15 protein-coding genes and 1 pseudogene are annotated in these 15,529 nt (G+C 65.3%); 12 read left to right on the top strand and 4 right to left on the bottom strand.

Going from position 1 to position 15,529, the window contains the following annotated elements:
* Positions 1-103 precede the first annotated feature (103 nt).
* From I6F16_RS22275 to I6F16_RS22260, 4 genes are read left to right on the top strand one after another with little or no spacing between them, the layout of a single operon-like run.
* Complete coding sequence (locus I6F16_RS22275; RefSeq protein WP_225173993.1) at positions 104-1,450, top strand: caspase family protein; 1,347 nt, start codon at positions 104-106, stop codon at positions 1,448-1,450.
* A complete protein-coding gene (locus tag I6F16_RS22270) occupies positions 1,447-2,220 on the top strand; it encodes a M15 family metallopeptidase (RefSeq protein WP_109143512.1) in 774 nt (257 codons plus the stop codon). Before I6F16_RS22275 ends, I6F16_RS22270 begins: the two co-directional genes overlap by 4 nt.
* A 20-nt stretch (positions 2,221-2,240) precedes the next feature.
* Positions 2,241-3,884 carry an acyl-CoA dehydrogenase family protein gene (locus tag I6F16_RS22265; protein WP_225173992.1) on the top strand — a complete coding sequence of 548 codons (1,644 nt, stop codon included), beginning with the start codon at positions 2,241-2,243 and terminating at the stop codon, positions 3,882-3,884.
* Between the two features lie 23 nt (positions 3,885-3,907).
* Positions 3,908-4,672 carry a type II CAAX endopeptidase family protein gene (locus I6F16_RS22260; protein WP_225113878.1) on the top strand — a complete coding sequence of 255 codons (765 nt, stop codon included), beginning with the start codon at positions 3,908-3,910 and terminating at the stop codon, positions 4,670-4,672.
* Here the strand turns inward: I6F16_RS22260 and I6F16_RS22255 are convergent.
* Together I6F16_RS22255 and ruvX are read right to left on the bottom strand one after the other, a co-directional pair.
* A complete protein-coding gene (locus tag I6F16_RS22255; protein ID WP_225113860.1) occupies positions 4,669-5,592 on the bottom strand; it encodes an AEC family transporter in 924 nt (307 codons plus the stop codon). The genes I6F16_RS22260 and I6F16_RS22255 overlap by 4 nt on opposite strands.
* Positions 5,593-5,595: 3 nt before the next feature.
* The gene (ruvX, locus tag I6F16_RS22250) at positions 5,596-6,087 is read right to left on the bottom strand and encodes a Holliday junction resolvase RuvX (RefSeq protein WP_036025537.1); all 492 of its coding nucleotides are present in this window, start codon (positions 6,085-6,087) and stop codon (positions 5,596-5,598) included.
* 47 nt (positions 6,088-6,134) lie between these two features.
* Between ruvX and I6F16_RS22245 the strand changes: the two genes are divergently transcribed.
* Complete coding sequence (locus tag I6F16_RS22245) at positions 6,135-6,350, top strand: hypothetical protein (protein WP_225113861.1); 216 nt, start codon at positions 6,135-6,137, stop codon at positions 6,348-6,350.
* A gap of 58 nt (positions 6,351-6,408) precedes the next feature.
* On the opposite strand, the pseudogene I6F16_RS38220 reads toward I6F16_RS22245, so the two are convergent.
* A pseudogene (locus tag I6F16_RS38220) lies at positions 6,409-7,343 on the bottom strand (cyclase family protein).
* A 200-nt stretch (positions 7,344-7,543) separates the two neighbouring features.
* Positions 7,544-8,434: a LysR family transcriptional regulator gene (locus tag I6F16_RS22225; RefSeq protein ID WP_225113864.1), complete on the bottom strand. Its 891-nt coding sequence runs from the start codon at positions 8,432-8,434 to the stop codon at positions 7,544-7,546.
* Between the two features lie 97 nt (positions 8,435-8,531).
* Between I6F16_RS22225 and I6F16_RS22220 the strand changes: the two genes are divergently transcribed.
* From I6F16_RS22220 to gatB, 7 genes are all read left to right on the top strand, one after another.
* On the top strand, positions 8,532-9,575 hold the full coding sequence (locus I6F16_RS22220; RefSeq protein ID WP_225113865.1) for a nitronate monooxygenase: 1,044 nt from the start codon (positions 8,532-8,534) through the stop codon (positions 9,573-9,575).
* 118 nt (positions 9,576-9,693) lie between these two features.
* Positions 9,694-10,770 (top strand): nitronate monooxygenase family protein, encoded by a 1,077-nt coding sequence (locus I6F16_RS22215; protein ID WP_225113866.1) that lies wholly within the window; start codon positions 9,694-9,696, stop codon positions 10,768-10,770.
* Between the two features lie 76 nt (positions 10,771-10,846).
* Positions 10,847-11,134, top strand: a complete 288-nt coding sequence (gene gatC, locus I6F16_RS22210; protein ID WP_028143922.1) for an Asp-tRNA(Asn)/Glu-tRNA(Gln) amidotransferase subunit GatC — start codon at positions 10,847-10,849, stop codon at positions 11,132-11,134.
* Between the two features lie 14 nt (positions 11,135-11,148).
* A complete protein-coding gene (locus I6F16_RS22205; protein ID WP_109143519.1) occupies positions 11,149-11,361 on the top strand; it encodes a hypothetical protein in 213 nt (70 codons plus the stop codon).
* Positions 11,358-12,833 carry an Asp-tRNA(Asn)/Glu-tRNA(Gln) amidotransferase subunit GatA gene (gatA, locus tag I6F16_RS22200; RefSeq protein WP_225113867.1) on the top strand — a complete coding sequence of 492 codons (1,476 nt, stop codon included), beginning with the start codon at positions 11,358-11,360 and terminating at the stop codon, positions 12,831-12,833. The genes I6F16_RS22205 and gatA overlap by 4 nt, the downstream gene beginning before the upstream one ends.
* The gene (locus tag I6F16_RS22195) at positions 12,824-13,126 is read left to right on the top strand and encodes a hypothetical protein (RefSeq protein ID WP_085974545.1); all 303 of its coding nucleotides are present in this window, start codon (positions 12,824-12,826) and stop codon (positions 13,124-13,126) included. The genes gatA and I6F16_RS22195 overlap by 10 nt, the downstream gene beginning before the upstream one ends.
* Positions 13,123-14,601: an Asp-tRNA(Asn)/Glu-tRNA(Gln) amidotransferase subunit GatB gene (gene gatB / locus I6F16_RS22190; protein WP_036025527.1), complete on the top strand. Its 1,479-nt coding sequence runs from the start codon at positions 13,123-13,125 to the stop codon at positions 14,599-14,601. Before I6F16_RS22195 ends, gatB begins: the two co-directional genes overlap by 4 nt.
* Positions 14,602-15,529: the final 928 nt, after the last annotated feature.

Below are 15,529 nucleotides of genomic sequence, written 5' to 3'. Positions count from 1 at the left end.
GCGCTAGACTCGCAACATTGGTTGCGTCACGGGCTGGATCATGACGGGCACGCGGTATTTTAATCGACTGGCGCGCAATGTTGCTGCGCTCGCGACCGCGTGCATGGCTGGCCTTGCGACACCGGCTTGGGCCGAAAAACGCGTCGCACTCGTGATCGGCAACGATCTCTATCCGAACCTGCCGGCCGACCGGCAATTGAAGAAGGCCGCCAATGACGCAACGACCGTCGCCGACGCGCTGAGGTCGCTCGGGTTCGACATCGTGCTCGGGACCAATCTTGGCCGCCAGGGCATGATCGACCGGCTTGCGGATTTCACGTCGCGGCTCGAGCCGGGCGATACCGCCGCCGTTTTCTATGCCGGACACGGCGTTGCGATCGCAGGCGTGAACTACCTCGTGCCGAGCGACGTTCCCACCGTGAACGAGGGCGCCGAGGCGCGGGTGCGCGGGGCCTCGATCGCCGAGCCCGACGTGATCGCGGAGCTTCAGGCCAAGGCAGTGCGGGTCGCCTTCGTCGTCATCGATGCCTGCCGTGACAATCCGTTTCCGCGCGCCGCCGGCCGTTCGATCGGGAACACGCGGGGGCTTGCTGACGCCCGGCCCGCGCGCGGGATCTTCACGCTCTATTCCGCAGGCATCGGCCAGACCGCGCTCGACCAGCTCGGCAGCAACGATACGGCGCACAATTCGGTGTTCACGCGGATATTCGTCGAGCAGCTCAAGCGGCCCGAGCTGCATCTCGGCGACCTCGCGGTCGAGGTGCGCGAGCGCGTGGCGGCGCTGGCGCTGACGGCGACGGATGCCGGAGGACAAGCAGCACCGCACGAGCAGACGCCCACCTATTACGACCAGACGCTCGGCGGGCGCATCTTTCTCTGGAATGCGGAATCGTCGAACGGGGCGCCGAAAGTGGCGGGCATGCTGGTGAAGCCGCCGGCAAGGCCTGCGGTCGCGGAGCGCGCCACCATGCGTCCGCCGCGTCCCTCCGCGGCAGGCGAAAGCTGCGCCCGCAGCGGCTTCGAGACCTATTGCGTCAGCTCGATGCTGAAGCCGCAATTCGGCAATTCATACGGCGCAGCGAATTTGTTCGACGCCTCGACGGGGACGGCCTGGGTCGAGGGCGCATCCGGCAACGGCGTCGGCGAGTGGATCACCATCGAGTTCGAAACCGTGCGGCGGGTCAGGTCGATCCACGTGCACAACGGCTACCAGAAAAGCCCCGACATCTTCGCCAAGAACAACAGGGTCCGCCAGATCCGCGTGCTGTTCTCGGGCGGCGAGTCGCAGACCTTCGTTCTCGACGACAAGCTGTCGGCGCAATTGCTGATGTTGCGGCCACCGGTGTCGGCCCATTGGATGCAGTTCATCATCGACGATGTCTGGGCCGGCAACAAATATACGGACACCGCGATCACGAAACTTCTGGTCAACTCGGATCCGGTGCAATGACCGCAAGGACCGGAACCGCGGCGCGCGTCGCGCTTGTCGTGCTGCTCGCACTATCGTTTCTCGTTCCCGTGCGGGCGCAGAGCTTGCCCGGTGACTTCGTCTATCTGCGCGATATCGATCCCAGCATCATCCAGGATATCCGTTACGCCACGTCGAACAATTTCGTCGGCCGTCCGCTCGCCGGCTACCAAGCAGGCGAATGCGTGGTGAAGCGCGAGGTGGGGCTGCGGCTGAAAGCGGTGCAGCAGGAGCTGGCGGCGCAAAATCTCTCGCTCAAGATGTTCGACTGCTACCGGCCGGCGCGGGCCTCGCTCGACATGGTCAAGTGGTCGCAGAACGGCCGCGAGACGGCGTCGGAGCGGCGCTACAATCCGAAGATCCCCAAGACCGAGCTGTTCCGCCTCGGCTACATTGCGAGCCGCTCGCAGCATTCGACCGGTGCGGCACTCGATCTCACGCTGGTCGATCTCAGGGCGGACAATTCTGCCAAATATGATCCAGCCAAGACCTATGCGGATTGCACGGCGCCGGTCGAGGCGCGGGCGCCCGAGGGCAGCGTCGACATGGGCACAGGCTACGACTGTACCGACCCGAAGGGGCACACTGCGGCACCATCGATCACTCCGGAGCAGCGCGCCTGGCGCAAGCGGCTGGTGGCTGCGATGGCCAGGCAAGGCTTTGTGAACTATTCGAAGGAGTGGTGGCATTTTTCGCTGCCGGGGGCAGGCGGGGCGGCCTATGATTTCCCGATCCAGCCGCGACGGAACTGATTCCGCGCCGAGGACGCAAAATGACCCAGCCCACATTTGCGACCCACGAGGTCTTCAACCAGTCGCCGCCGTTCGAGGACGTCGATCTTTTCGCCGTGGACCGGCCGCTGGTCGAGGCGGTCAGGTCCAATGGCGGCGCAGCGGCGGAGCGGGAACTGTCGGAGTTCGGCCGGCATTGGGGCTCGGCAGCAATGGCCGATCGCGGGCGCCTTGCGAACGAGAACACGCCGAAGCTGCGCAGCTTCGATGCCAAAGGCAATCGCCGCGACCAGGTCGAGTTTCATCCCGCCTATCACGAGCTGATGGCGCACAGTGCGCATGCCGGCGTGCACAATTCGACGTGGATGGCGGACGGAAAACCTGCGGGCGATGCCACTGAGGTCATTCGTGCCGCAAAGTTCTACATGGCTGCGCAAGTCGAGACCGGCCACCTTTGCCCGATCACGATGACGCGCGCCTCCGTCGGTGCGCTGGCGATGCAGCCTGACTTGCTCGCGCGCGTGATGCCGGTGTTGTCGACCAAGAGCTACGATCCGAGCTTTGCGCCGTGGTGGCAGAAACGCGGCATGACGCTCGGCATGGGCATGACCGAGAAGCAGGGCGGCACCGACGTGCGCGCCAACATGACGCGTGCGGTGCGCGACGGGGACGGCTATCGCATCACCGGCCACAAATGGTTCATGTCGGCGCCGATGTGCGATGCGTTCCTGGTGCTGGCGCAGGCCGAAGGCGGGCTGACCTGCTTCTTCATGCCGCGCTTCGCGCCGGACGGATCGGTCAACGCCATTCAGTTCCAGCGGCTGAAGGACAAGCTCGGCAACCGCTCCAATGCCTCATCCGAGGTCGAATTCACGGGCGCCTATGCCGAAAGGGTCGGCGAGGAGGGCAAGGGCATCCGCACCATCATCCAGATGGTGCAGCTGACGCGGCAGGATTGCGCGATCGCCTCCGTCGGCCTGATGCGCTCGGGGCTTGCGCATGCGCTGCACCATGCCCGGCATCGCAGCGTGTTCCAGAAGCATCTGGCCGATCAGCCCCTGATGCAGGCCGTGCTGTCGGACATGGCCCTGCATGTGGAGGCGAGCACGGCGCTGGTGATGCGGCTCTGCCGCGCCTTCGACCGCACGCCGCACGATGCGGCGGAGGCGACTTATATGCGACTGCTCACGCCCGCGATCAAATACTGGACCTGCAAGAGCGCGCCGCCGTTCCTGTTTGAGGCGATGGAGTGCCTCGGCGGCAACGGTTATGTCGAGGACGGCATTCTGGCGCGCCACTATCGGGAGTCGCCGGTCAACGCGATCTGGGAGGGCTCGGGCAACGTGATGTGCCTCGACGTGCTCCGCGCGCTCTCGCGCGAGGGCGAGGCGGCGACGGCGTTGCTGCAAGCGCTGGCGGCCGAGACCAAGGGGCTGCCGGGGGCGGGCGAGGCGGCCAGCTTCATCGGCAAGACGTTTCGGCGCGCCGACGGCGAGCGCGTCGCGCGGCTTGCGGTCGAGAAGCTGGCATTGCTGGCCGCGACGGCCGCGCTCAATGGCGTGTCGCCGCGCCAGGCCGAATTGTTTGCCGCGACCCGCCTTGCGACGAACCATGCCAGCATGTACGGCGCGGTCGAGCTCGACAGCGCCGACGTGCGCGCGCTGCTGGATCGGGCGCTGCCGTGAATCTCCAAGACGAAAGCCTGCTGATGGACTCCCTCAATCCCGATCATCCGCCGCTGACCGCGACGCCGGCGGCGCCGCGTGTCTGGAAGTTCTGGGGCACGGCGGTGTGGGGCCTCTTCATCTTCGTTGCGATGTTCGTCGGGCAGATCGGCGCCGTCCTTCTGCTGGCGGCGCAGCGTGGTCTACCCATGGACCTCGCTTCGCTGCAGGTCGTCGGCCGCGAGCCCCAGACGCTTGCTCTCTCGGTCATCATGGGCTTGCCGGCGACACTGGCCGCGGTCTGGCTCGCCATTCGCATCAAGAAAGCTTCGTTCATCGATTATCTCGCGCTGCATTGGCCGTCCTGGAAGCAGCTGCTGTTCGGCGCCGTCGGCCTCATCCTGATCGTGCTGCTCTGGGAGACGATGTCGCGCGCCCTCGGCCGCGAGGCGACGCCGGGCTTCATGACCGATCTGTTGAAAACGGGCCGCGACAAGGGCGCCGCGCTGCTGCTGCTGGCCGCATTCGCGGTGGCGGCGCCGATGTCGGAAGAGGTTCTGGCGCGAGGCTTCCTCTATCGTGGCTGGTCGGCGAGCTTCCTGCGCGCACCCGGCGCGATCCTGATGTCGTCGCTGGTGTGGACAATCGTCCATCTGCAGTACGACATGTACTTCCTCGCCGAAGTTTTTGCCATCGGCCTGTGGTTCGGCTACATGCGCTACCGCTCCGGCTCGCTGTGGCTCACGATCGTGCTGCATGCGCTGAACAATCTCACCGCGGTGGTGCTGACGATGTGGCTGGGGAGCTAAGCCGCCAGGGCGATCGCGATCGGCATCGTGATGGCTGCAAAGATCGTCTGCAGCGTGATGATCTGCGCCAGTAGCGGGGCGTCGCCGCCCATCTGGCGGGCGAGGACATAGGCGCTGGACGAGGTCGGCACCGCCGAGCAGATCGCCACGATCGCCAGGCTGTTGCCGGAAAGCCCGAACAAGAGACCGAGACCCATCGCGAGCGCGGGCATCAGCAAGAGCTTGAACACGACGCCGACAGCTGCGCCGAGGCTTGGACGGAAGAGCCCTTCGATATGCAGTCCTGCGCCGGTGACGAGCAGGCCGATGGCGAGGGAGGAACTGCCGAGCGCGTCTGCAACCTCATGCCAGAGCCTTGGCAGCGGCAGATGGGTGACATTGACAGTAAGGCCGATGACGCAGGCCCAGATCAAGGGATTGCGCACCAACGTCATGAAGATGGCGCGGCCGGATTGCTTTTCCGGCGATGCGTAACGAGCGAGCACCGAGACGCTGAACACGTTGACGAGCGGGATGATCGCCACCATCGCAACGGAGGCGAGCGCCAGCCCGACATCGCCGAACAGATTGGCGGCGATCGACAGCGCAACGAAGGTCTGCCAGCGCGTCGCCCCCTGGAAGATCGAGGTGAAGGCGGGGCCGTCGATGCCGAGCCGCGACAGGGCGGGGCGCAATGCGAGGCACAACAGCGACATCGCCAGTGCCGACAGCAGCAGCGCGCCGCCGACCCCGGCGACCGGCACCTTGGAGAGGTCGGCTTTTACCAGGGTCTGGATCAGCAGCATCGGAAACAACACGAAATAGGTCAGCTGCTCCAACCCGTGCCATTGCGTGTCGAGGCGCATCAGGCTGCGCTTCAGCACGATGCCGAGCACGATCAAGATGAAGACCGGCAGCAGCGCCGCGATGACGACGGCCATGGATCAGTCCGGTCCCGGGCTCGTGCGAAGATTGGCAAGGCGATCGAGCGCGCCTTGCAGGATGAAGATCGCGGCGTGCTCGTCGATCACCTCGGCCCGCTTGGCGCGGCTGACGTCCATGCCGATCAGCTCGCGCTCGACCGCCGCGGTCGAAAGACGTTCGTCCCAGAGACCGATGGGCAGCGCGGTCAATCCGGCCAGATTGCGCGCGAAGGCGCGGGTCGATTGCGCGCGCGGGCCTTCGCTGCCGTCCATGTTGATGGGCAGGCCCAGCACGAAGCCGACCACCTTGCGCTCGGTGGCGATGGCCAGCAGCCTGGCGGCATCCTGCTTGAACTGCTTGCGCTGGATCGTCTCGACGCCGGTCGCAAGCCGCCGGTCCGGGTCGGATACCGCAACGCCGATGGTCTTGGTGCCCAAATCGAGGCCGACCAGCGCGCCGCGCGCGGGCCAGTGGGTTGCAGCATCGATGAGAGGCAGGATAGGAGCCGGCATGGCTTTAGCGCATATCATGCGTCGCGCTGCGGGGTGAACTGGTAACCATGGATGCACTGACACTATTCGGCCTGTTTGCCGTGACGGCGATGCTGGTCTGCTATGCCCTGGAGGATCGCAGCCACTGGTTCGTGCTGCTGTTCGCGGCGTCCTGCGCGCTCGGTTCCGCCTATGGCTTCCTGCAAGGCGCCTGGCCGTTCGGCCTGGTCGAGGCGATCTGGGCCGTCGTGGCATTGCGGCGGTGGCATCTGAGGCCGCGGTGACGAAGGGGTGGGCGAGGGGCCTGCCGCGCGGCAAGCGGCTCCTCGCCCGATTTTCAGCTCAGCGGATCGCGATGGGGTTGATCATGGCCTGCACGGCGCCGGTCCAGCGCGGCTGGCCCAGCACGAACAGGAATTCATACCCCTTGTCGCGCGCGAGCGCCGCGGTGTCCATGTTCTCGAGGATATAGGTCCCGTTCATCGCGAGCAGAATCTGGTGGACCTCGAACACGGTCTTGCCTTCGAACGGCAACACCTCGAGCCCCCAGGTGTCGGCGCCGACCGCGACGACGCCCTTGCCGGCGAGGTACTTCGCGCCTTCGACGCCGAGGCCGGGCTCGCCGGCCGAGTAGCGCTTGTCGTCCTTGCCGATCAGGCTGAGCCAGCCGGTGTGGAAGATGACGACATCGCCCTGGCGGATCTCGACGTTCTGCTGCTTGGCGGCTTCCTCGATTCCTTGACGTTGAAGGCGGTGCCTTCCTTCACCACGTCGGTCTTGAAATAGGCGGCCATGTCGAGCAGCACGCCGCGGGCGACCATCGGCGGCACCTTCTCGATGCCGAGCTTCTTCAAGCCATTGGGATCGGCGAAATCGGCCAGCTTGTTGCCGTTGTAGTAGACGTGCTCGACGCCGAGATGGCCGAGCCCGTCGAGCTGACTGCCGATGCCGACCCAGCTGTCGAGGATGTCATCGTTGTAAGTGGCCTTGTTGGGACCGAGACCCGGGGTGCCGGCCTGTCCGGGCTGCACGATGGTGAGCTTGAAGGTGCGCGGCGGGTAGGCGGGCGTCTGCGGCGTGACGGGGATGCCGAGGGCGTAGGTCTTGCCGGTCTTCACCAGCGATGCCGCCTTCACAACGAGCTCGGGCGTCATGTAGTTGGCGGCGCCGATCTCGTCGTTCGGCCCCCATTTCGATTTGGTCCAGTCCTGTGCGCTTGCAGTTCCTGAAATCGCCGACAACGCAGCGACGCAGCACAACACGAGCGTATTGCGCATCAATAGTCCTCCCGATGTTTTCTGCCGGTGTTTGGCTTCGTTTATGGTTTCGCGCTGGCCAGTCACTTATCCTAACGTAGAAGAAGCGCGGGCTTCAAAGCTTTTCGAAGTGCTGCGCTGCGATGGCAGGGCGCAGCGCGGATCGATTCAAACGCGATGGATTTGTGACGAATTTCGTGGCGCGGAACGTTGGCGCTCCGTCATGCCGCGATGACGTCCTCGTCCTTCTTCAGGCAATCGGCAAAACCGCTCAGCGCGCTGTATTGATGTCCGGCGCGGCGCTGGATGAAGAGTGTTTCGACACGTGCATGTGACGGGCTCAGCGTGTGGACGGCGACGGCGCCGTTCATCGCGCTGCGTTCCACGACGGCGCGCGGCAGCAGGGTCACGCCCATGTCGGCGGCGACGCAGCCGATCATGCCGTCGAGCGTGCCGAGCTCGAAGCGTGCCGCCGACGGCCAGCCGAATTCGACGAAGATCTGTTCGAGCCGCTGGCGATAGGTGCAGCCGGTGCGGAACACCAGCGCGGTCGGACCCGACTCCGGCGTGCCGGCGCGCAGCTCGGCGAGCGAGGCCCAGCGGCGCGCGCTGACCAGCACCAGCTCTTCGCCGAACGCGCTCGTCGCGGTGAGGTCGTCATGCGCGATGGGCCCGGCGATGAAGGCGCCGTCGAGCGTGCCGTCGAGCACGAGTGCGACGAGGTCGGCGGTCGGTGCGGTGCGCAAGGAAAGACGCACGGCAGGGAAGCGGCGGTGGAAATCAGCGAGCAGCGGCGGCAATCGCACGGCTGCCGTGGTCTCCATCGAGCCGATCGCGAGCGGTCCTTTCGGCTCGCCATCATCGCGCGCGGCGAGCACGGCTTCGCGCGACAGCGCCGCCATCTTTTGCGCATAGGGGAGGAGGCGCTTGCCGGCACCGGTCAGCGTCATGCCGCGCGAGTGCCGCTCGAACAGCGGTGTGCCGATCTCCGCCTCCAGCGCCTTCACGCGCTGGGTGACGTTCGACTGCACGGTGTTGAGCTCCTCGGCGGCGCGGGTGATGCCGCCGGCGCGGGCGACTGCGGCGAAGGTCTTGATATCGCTGAGTTCCATGGCGTCGTTTCGCTTTTGAGATGGCAGCGTTCGCAACAATTCAATTTTCGAGAATGCTAGTCGCGCCTAGTCTCGCTGTCCAGATCGGGGAGGAGCCATGCCGATGACGACGTCGCTGACCACGCTGCTGGGGATCGAGCATCCGATCCTGCTGGCGCCGATGGATGTCATTGCCGGCAGCCGTCTGGTCGCGGCGGTGAGCCGCGCCGGCGGGTTCGGCATTCTTGGCGGCGGCTATGGCGAACGGATCTGGCTGGAGCAGGAGACGGCGAAGCTCGCCGACCTCAGTGCACCGTTCGGGATCGGCTTCATCACCTGGAGCCTCGCCAAGCGGCCCGAGCTTCTCGATGTCGCGCTCGCTGCAAAACCAGTTGCGATCATGTTGTCGTTCGGCGATCCCGCGCCGTTCGCGCCCAAGATCAAGTCCGCCGGCGCGCGCCTGATTTGCCAGGTGCAGGACGAAGCGATGGCGCGGCAGGCGCTCGATGCCGGTGCTGACATCCTGATTGCGCAAGGCACGGAGGCGGGCGGTCATGGCGCTTCGCGCACCACTGTCGATCTCGTGCCCGCCATCGTCGATCTCGTCGCGGGGCACGTTCCAGTGGTGGCGGCTGGCGGCATCGCGGATGGGCGCGGCCTAGCGGCCATGATGATGCTGGGCGCGAGCGGCGTGCTGCTCGGCACGCGCTTCTATGCCAGCCAGGAGGCCGACGGTGCGGAGGAGGCCAAGCGCCGCATCTGCGCGGCGAACTCCGGTTCGACCGTGCGCGGCATCCTCTTCGATCTCTCCCGCAACAATGTCTGGCCGGCGCCGTTTACCGGGCGGTGCCTGGTCAACGATCATGCCAAGCGCTGGATCGGCCGCGAGGTCGAGCTGATGCAGAATGTTGCCGCAGTCGCTTCCGAGTATGCGGCAGCAAGGGCGGCGGGCAATTTCGATGTCGCGGCCGTGATCGCCGGCGAGGCGGTTGGGTTGATTCATGATATCCCATCGGCGGCGGAGATCGTCGAGCGGATTGCGGCGGAGGCGGAGCAGTTGCTGGCTGGACGCCGGAATTCAGCGAGAGGTGTTCTTCCTTCTCCCCTTGTGGGAGAAGGTGGCGCGCAGCGCCGGATGAGGGGTTCTTTCCGCGGAGAGTGAAGTCAAATCTGAGAGGTCTGCTTCCGCGGATGCAAACCCCTCACCCGTCTCGCCGCTATCGCGGCGATCCACCCTCTCCCACCAGGGGAGAGGGAAGAGCGAATGCGAGGCAAGCATCATGTGGCCTGACCGTCGACTGATCGATCTGTTCAAGACCGAATTCCCGATCGTGCTGGCGCCGATGGCTGGCGTGATGGATGCGGAGCTGGTGATTGCGGCTGCGCAGGGCGGGGCGCTGGGGTCGCTGCCGTGTGCGATGATCTCGCCGGAGAAGGCGCGCGAGCAGGTTGGTCTCATTCGCCAGCGCGTCACGGCGCCGGTCAACATAAACTTCTTCTGCCATACGCCGGTCGATCTGACGCGCGAAGCCGAGGCGCGGTGGAAGCAGCGGCTCGCAGGGTACTATTCCGAGCACGGTCTCGATCCCTCCGCGCCGATCGCGGCTGCGAACCGCGCGCCGTTCGATGCAGCTTTCTGCGAATTGGTCGAGGAGCTGAAGCCGGAGATCGTCAGCTTCCACTTCGGCCTGCCGGAGCAAGCGCTGCTGCGGCGCGTCAAGGCGGCGGGTTGCCTCGTCATCTCGTCCGCGACGACGGTGAAGGAGGCGGTCTGGCTGGAAGAACACGGCGTCGATGCCGTGATTGCGCAAGGTGCCGAGGCGGGCGGCCATCGCGGCATGTTCCTGACTGACAAGATCGCCGAGCAGCCCGGCACCTTCGCGCTGGTGCCGCAGGTCGTCGATGCCGTGAAGGTGCCGGTGATCGCGGCGGGCGGCATCGCCGACGGACGCGGCATTGCCGCGGCCTTCGCGCTCGGTGCCGCCGGCGTGCAGATCGGCAGCGCCTATCTGCGCTGCCCGGAATCCAAGCTCAGCGCGGGCGGCCGCAAGGCGCTCGCCGAGGCGCGGGACGATTCCACCGTCATCACCAATGTCATGACCGGCCGGCCTGCGCGCGGGGTGCAGAACCGGCTGATGCGCGAGGCCGGTCCGATCTCGCCGGATGCGCCGCCGTTTCCCCACGCCGCGACGGCGCTGGGGCCGCTGAAGGCGGCTGCCGAAAAGCAGGGCAGGGTGGATTTCACCAATCTCTGGGCAGGGCAGGCCGTTGCGTTGGGCCGCGAGCTTCCCGCCGCCGAATTGACCCGGGACCTGGCCAAATCGGCGCTGGGGCGCATGAAGGCCCTCGCCGGATAGGGGGAAGCGCCGGTTGCGGCGCAAAACCGGCCTCTGCTATACGGCACATAGGTTTTGCCGTAAGAGGCCTTATATAATGTCCGTCGACGCCGCTACCGTCCGCCGCATCGCGCATCTGGCGCGCATTGCGGTTTCCGAGGGCGAGGTTCCGCATCTGCAGGGCGAGCTCAACGCCATGCTCGCTTTCGTCGAGCAGCTCTCGGAGGTCAATGTCGAGGGCGTGGAGCCGATGACCTCGGTCACCCCGATGCAGATGAAGAAGCGGCAGGACGTGGTCGATGACGGCGAGATCGCCGACGATATCGTTGCCAACGCCCCCGCGACCGAAGGTCACTTCTTCCTGGTGCCGAAGGTCGTTGAATAAACAGGTTAGGTCCGATGTGCCTGCTTTGCGACGATGAGAAGGCCTATCAGGCCTACATGAACTACCTCGACAAGATGGAGCGGCAGGGCAAGGCTGCCGACCCCAATGTCGCCGTCAATGCCGTGCTCGACGAGCTCGAGGCGGCCGCGAAAGCCGCCGCCAAAAAGGACGACCCGGCCGACGACAAGACCCTGTCTCCGTTCTTCTGCAGCCCGATCAATAAATGACCGATTTGATATCGCTGACGCTCGCCGAGGCCCGCAAGGGTCTCGCGGCAAAAACTTTCACGTCGCTCGAGCTGACCGACGCGCATCTTTCCGCGATCGAGAAAGCGCGCGTGCTCAACGCCTTCGTGATGGAGACGCCCGACCAGGCGCGCGCCATGGCGCGCGAGGCGGACAGCAAGATCGCCAAGGGCGATGCGGGCCCGCTCGCCGGCATCCCGCTCGGCATCAAGGACCTGTTCGCGACCAAGGGCGTGCGCACCACGGCGTGCTCGAAGATCCTCGGCAATTTCGTGCCGACCTACGAGTCCACCGTCACCTCGCAGCTCTGGCGCGACGGCGCGGTGATGCTCGGCAAGCTCAACAATGACGAGTTCGCGATGGGCTCGGCGAACGAGACCTCGTGCTTCGGCCCCGTCGGCAATCCCTGGCGGCGCGAGGGCAGCAACACCACGCTGGTGCCGGGCGGCTCGTCCGGCGGCTCGGCCTCGGCCGTGGCGGCGCTGCTCTGCATGGGCGCGACCGCGACTGATACCGGCGGCTCGATCCGCCAACCGGCCGCGTTCACCGCGACCGTCGGCATCAAGCCGACCTATGGCCGCTGCTCGCGTTGGGGCATCGTCGCCTTTGCCTCCTCGCTCGACCAGGCGGGCCCTATCGCGCGCAGCGTACGCGATGCCGCGATGCTGCTGCGCTCGATGGCCGGCCACGATCCCAAGGACACGACGTCGGTCGATATCCCCGTGCCGGACTACGAGGCGGCGATCGGCAAGTCCGTGAAGGCCATGAAGATCGGCATCCCCCGGGAGTATCGCCTCGACGGCATGCCGGCCGAGATCGAGAAACTGTGGAGTGAGGGCGCGGCGTGGCTGAAGGCGGCCGGTGCCGAGCTGGTCGAGGTGTCGCTGCCGCACACCAAATACGCGCTGCCGGCCTATTACATCGTGGCGCCGGCAGAGGCCTCGTCCAACCTGGCGCGCTATGACGGCGTGCGCTACGGCCTGCGCGAGCAGGGTAAGAACATCATCGAGCTCTACGAGAACACCCGTGCGGAGGGATTTGGCGCCGAGGTGCGCCGCCGCGTCATGATCGGCACTTACGTGCTCTCGGCCGGCTATTACGATGCCTATTACCTGCGCGCGCAGAAGGTGCGCACGCTGATCAAGAAGGATTTTGAGGACTGCTTCGCCAAAGGCGTCGACGCCATCCTCACCCCGGCGACGCCGTCGGCGGCCTTCGGCATCGGCGAGAAGGGCGGCGCCGACCCGGTCGAGATGTATCTCAACGACATCTTCACGGTGACCGTGAACATGGCGGGCCTGCCGGGCATCGCAGTTCCCGCCGGCAAGGACGCGCAGGGCCTGCCGCTCGGACTGCAACTGATCGGCCGTCCGTTCGACGAGGAGACGCTGTTCTCGCTCGGCGAGGTGATCGAGCAGGCCGCCGGCCGCTTCACGCCCGCGAGGTGGTGGTGAATGTCGCCGATTTCATCGCGAGCATCAGTGGCGCGGCGCCCGCGCCGGACCTGAACGCGCCGCTCGCCGGCCTGTGGTGGGCGGCGAAGGGCGACTGGGACCGCGCGCACAAGATCGTTCAGGACGAGAGCAGCCGCGAGGCCGCCTGGGTGCATGCCTATTTGCACCGCGTCGAAGGCGATCTCGGCAATGCCGGCTATTGGTACCGCCAGGCCGGCCAGCCGGCGGCAAAGGATTCATTGGAAGCGGAGTGGGAGCGGATCGCTGCCACGCTGCTCGGGAGCAGGACATGAGCACGGCCACGCACAAGCTTCTCAAGGGCTCAACTGGTGACTGGGAGATGGTCATCGGCATGGAGATCCATGCCCAGGTGACCTCGAACGCCAAACTGTTCTCGGGCGCGTCTACCGCTTTCGGCGGCGAGCCGAACAGCCACGTCTCGCTGGTCGACGTCGCGATGCCAGGCATGCTGCCGGTCATCAACGAGGAATGCGTCAGACAGGCTGTCCGGACCGGGCTCGGCCTCAACGCGCAGATCAACCTGCGCTCGGTGTTCGACCGCAAGAACTATTTCTATCCGGACCTGCCGCAGGGCTACCAGATCAGCCAGTACAAATCGCCCATCGTGGGCGAGGGTGAGGTGATCATCGATCTCGACGGCGGCAAGACGGCCACCATCGGTATCGAGCGGCTGCATCTGGAGCAGGATCCCGGCAAGATGCTGCACGACCGGTCGCCGTCACTGTCCTACATCGATTTCAACCGCTCTGGCGTGGCGCTGATGGAGATCGTCTCGAAGCCTGATATCCGCGACGCCGAGCAGGCCAAGGCCTATGTGACCAAGCTGCGCTCGATCATGCGCTACCTCGGCACCTGCGACGGTGACATGGAGAAGGGATCCCTGCGCGCCGACGTCAACGTGTCCGTGCGCAAGCCCGGCGCGCCGCTCGGCACCCGCTGCGAGATCAAGAACATGAACTCGATCGCCTTCATCGGCCAGGCGATCGAGTATGAAGCGCGGCGCCAGATTGAGATCCTGGAGGACGGGGGCGAGATCGAGCAGGAGACGCGCCGGTTCGATCCCAACAAGGGTGAGACGCGCTCGATGCGGTCGAAGGAGGAGGCGCACGACTATCGCTACTTCCCCGACCCCGACCTGTTGCCGCTGGAGTTCAGCCAGGACTTCGTCGACGCGCTGAAGGCGAAGCTGCCGGAGCTGCCGGACCAGAAGAAGGCGCGCTTCGTCGCCGATTTCGGCCTCTCGGCCTATGATGCGAGTGTGCTGGTCGCCGAGCGCGAGAGCGCGCTGTTCTACGAGACGGTGCTCGACAAGCTCGCCAACCGCGCCCGCGACGGCAAGATGGCGGCGAACTGGGTGATCAACGAGCTGTTCGGCCGTCTCAACAAAGAAGGCCGGGATATTACGGCCTCGCCCGTCAATGCCGGGCAACTGGCTGCGATCATCGACCTGATCGGCGAGGGTACGATCTCGGGCAAGATCGCCAAGGATCTGTTCGAAATCGTCTGGCAGGAGGGTGGCGATCCCCGCGCGCTGGTCGAAAGCCGCGGCATGAAGCAGGTCACGGATCTCTCAGCGATCGAAAAGGTGGTCGACGACATCATCGCGGCCAATCCCGACAAGGCGGCGCAGGTGAAGGACAAGCCGCAATCGCTCGGCTGGTTCGTCGGCCAGGTCATGAAGGCATCCGGCGGCAAGGCCAACCCGCAGAGCGTCAACGACCTGCTCAAGTCCAAGCTCGGCGTCTAAGCCTCACGCATTCGAACGAGGTGACGGACGCGTTTCGTCACCTCGCTTTCGGTTCTCGCTGCGACGTTCGCGCGCATCCTCGACGGCAAACTTCATCCTGATCGACGGCGATGCGGCGGCCGAATCGCCGCCGCGCGATTCGCCCGAAACGGCGGCTTGAACGCGCTCCGGCGAGCGCCCGCGCCGTTAAGCATGAAAATATTTTCGTTGCCAAAAATCGCGACTCAGAGTCCGCGAAACGCCTTTGCGAGGCGATCGCACGATTGTCGATGCGCATCGCTGCGTTGGTCGCGCGCGATACGCGCGCGCGAAAAAATACTTGCTGCATAGTGTTTTCGTGCAATCGCATCGTTCGCGAACGTCGGCGATGCGCGCGCTCTGCATGATCGCAAGTGCACGTCGTACGAAGCGCCTGCGTCGCGCCCGCCAAGCGCAGGCGCCTTGCTGCGTCAACACTTCTTTAAGTGAGAAGCTGTTTTTTTCTTCGTGTTGGTGTATTCGGGATGAAGTGCATTCGATCCCCGAGTGCACGCAGCGATTAAAGCCATCTCACACATCGGAGGGCAACATGGCCAAGAAAGCGAAGAAGGCGAAGAAGGCGAAGAGCGCAGTGAAGAAGACTGCGAAGAAGACCCGCAAGGTCGCGAAGAAGAAGAAGTAACTTCGCTTCTGAAGTTGCCGGCTCCAGATAGCCGGCACGTCATCAGCGCCTCCTAGAGGTTCTGGTCGACGATAGAGGGTGTCGGCGAGACATCAGGTCAACGGTCGGACCGTTCTCTTTCGCGGTCCGGCAGAAGAAACGAGTTTTCTTCGTTCGGTGCGGTTCTCCTCAAACGGGCTCCGCAATTTCACGACAGGCCTTCGGGCCAAAGTGGAATCTGGTCCTGACGTGTTCGCCGACGCCCTCGTTCCCTTGAAGCCGGGGCAT

The organism is Bradyrhizobium sp. IC4060 (assembly GCF_020193715.1).
In the GTDB taxonomy this organism is placed as follows: Bacteria; Pseudomonadota; Alphaproteobacteria; order Rhizobiales; family Xanthobacteraceae; genus Bradyrhizobium; species Bradyrhizobium yuanmingense.
The sequence above is the reverse complement of the archived record's forward strand: the minus strand, read 5'-3'. Positions and strand labels throughout refer to the sequence as shown.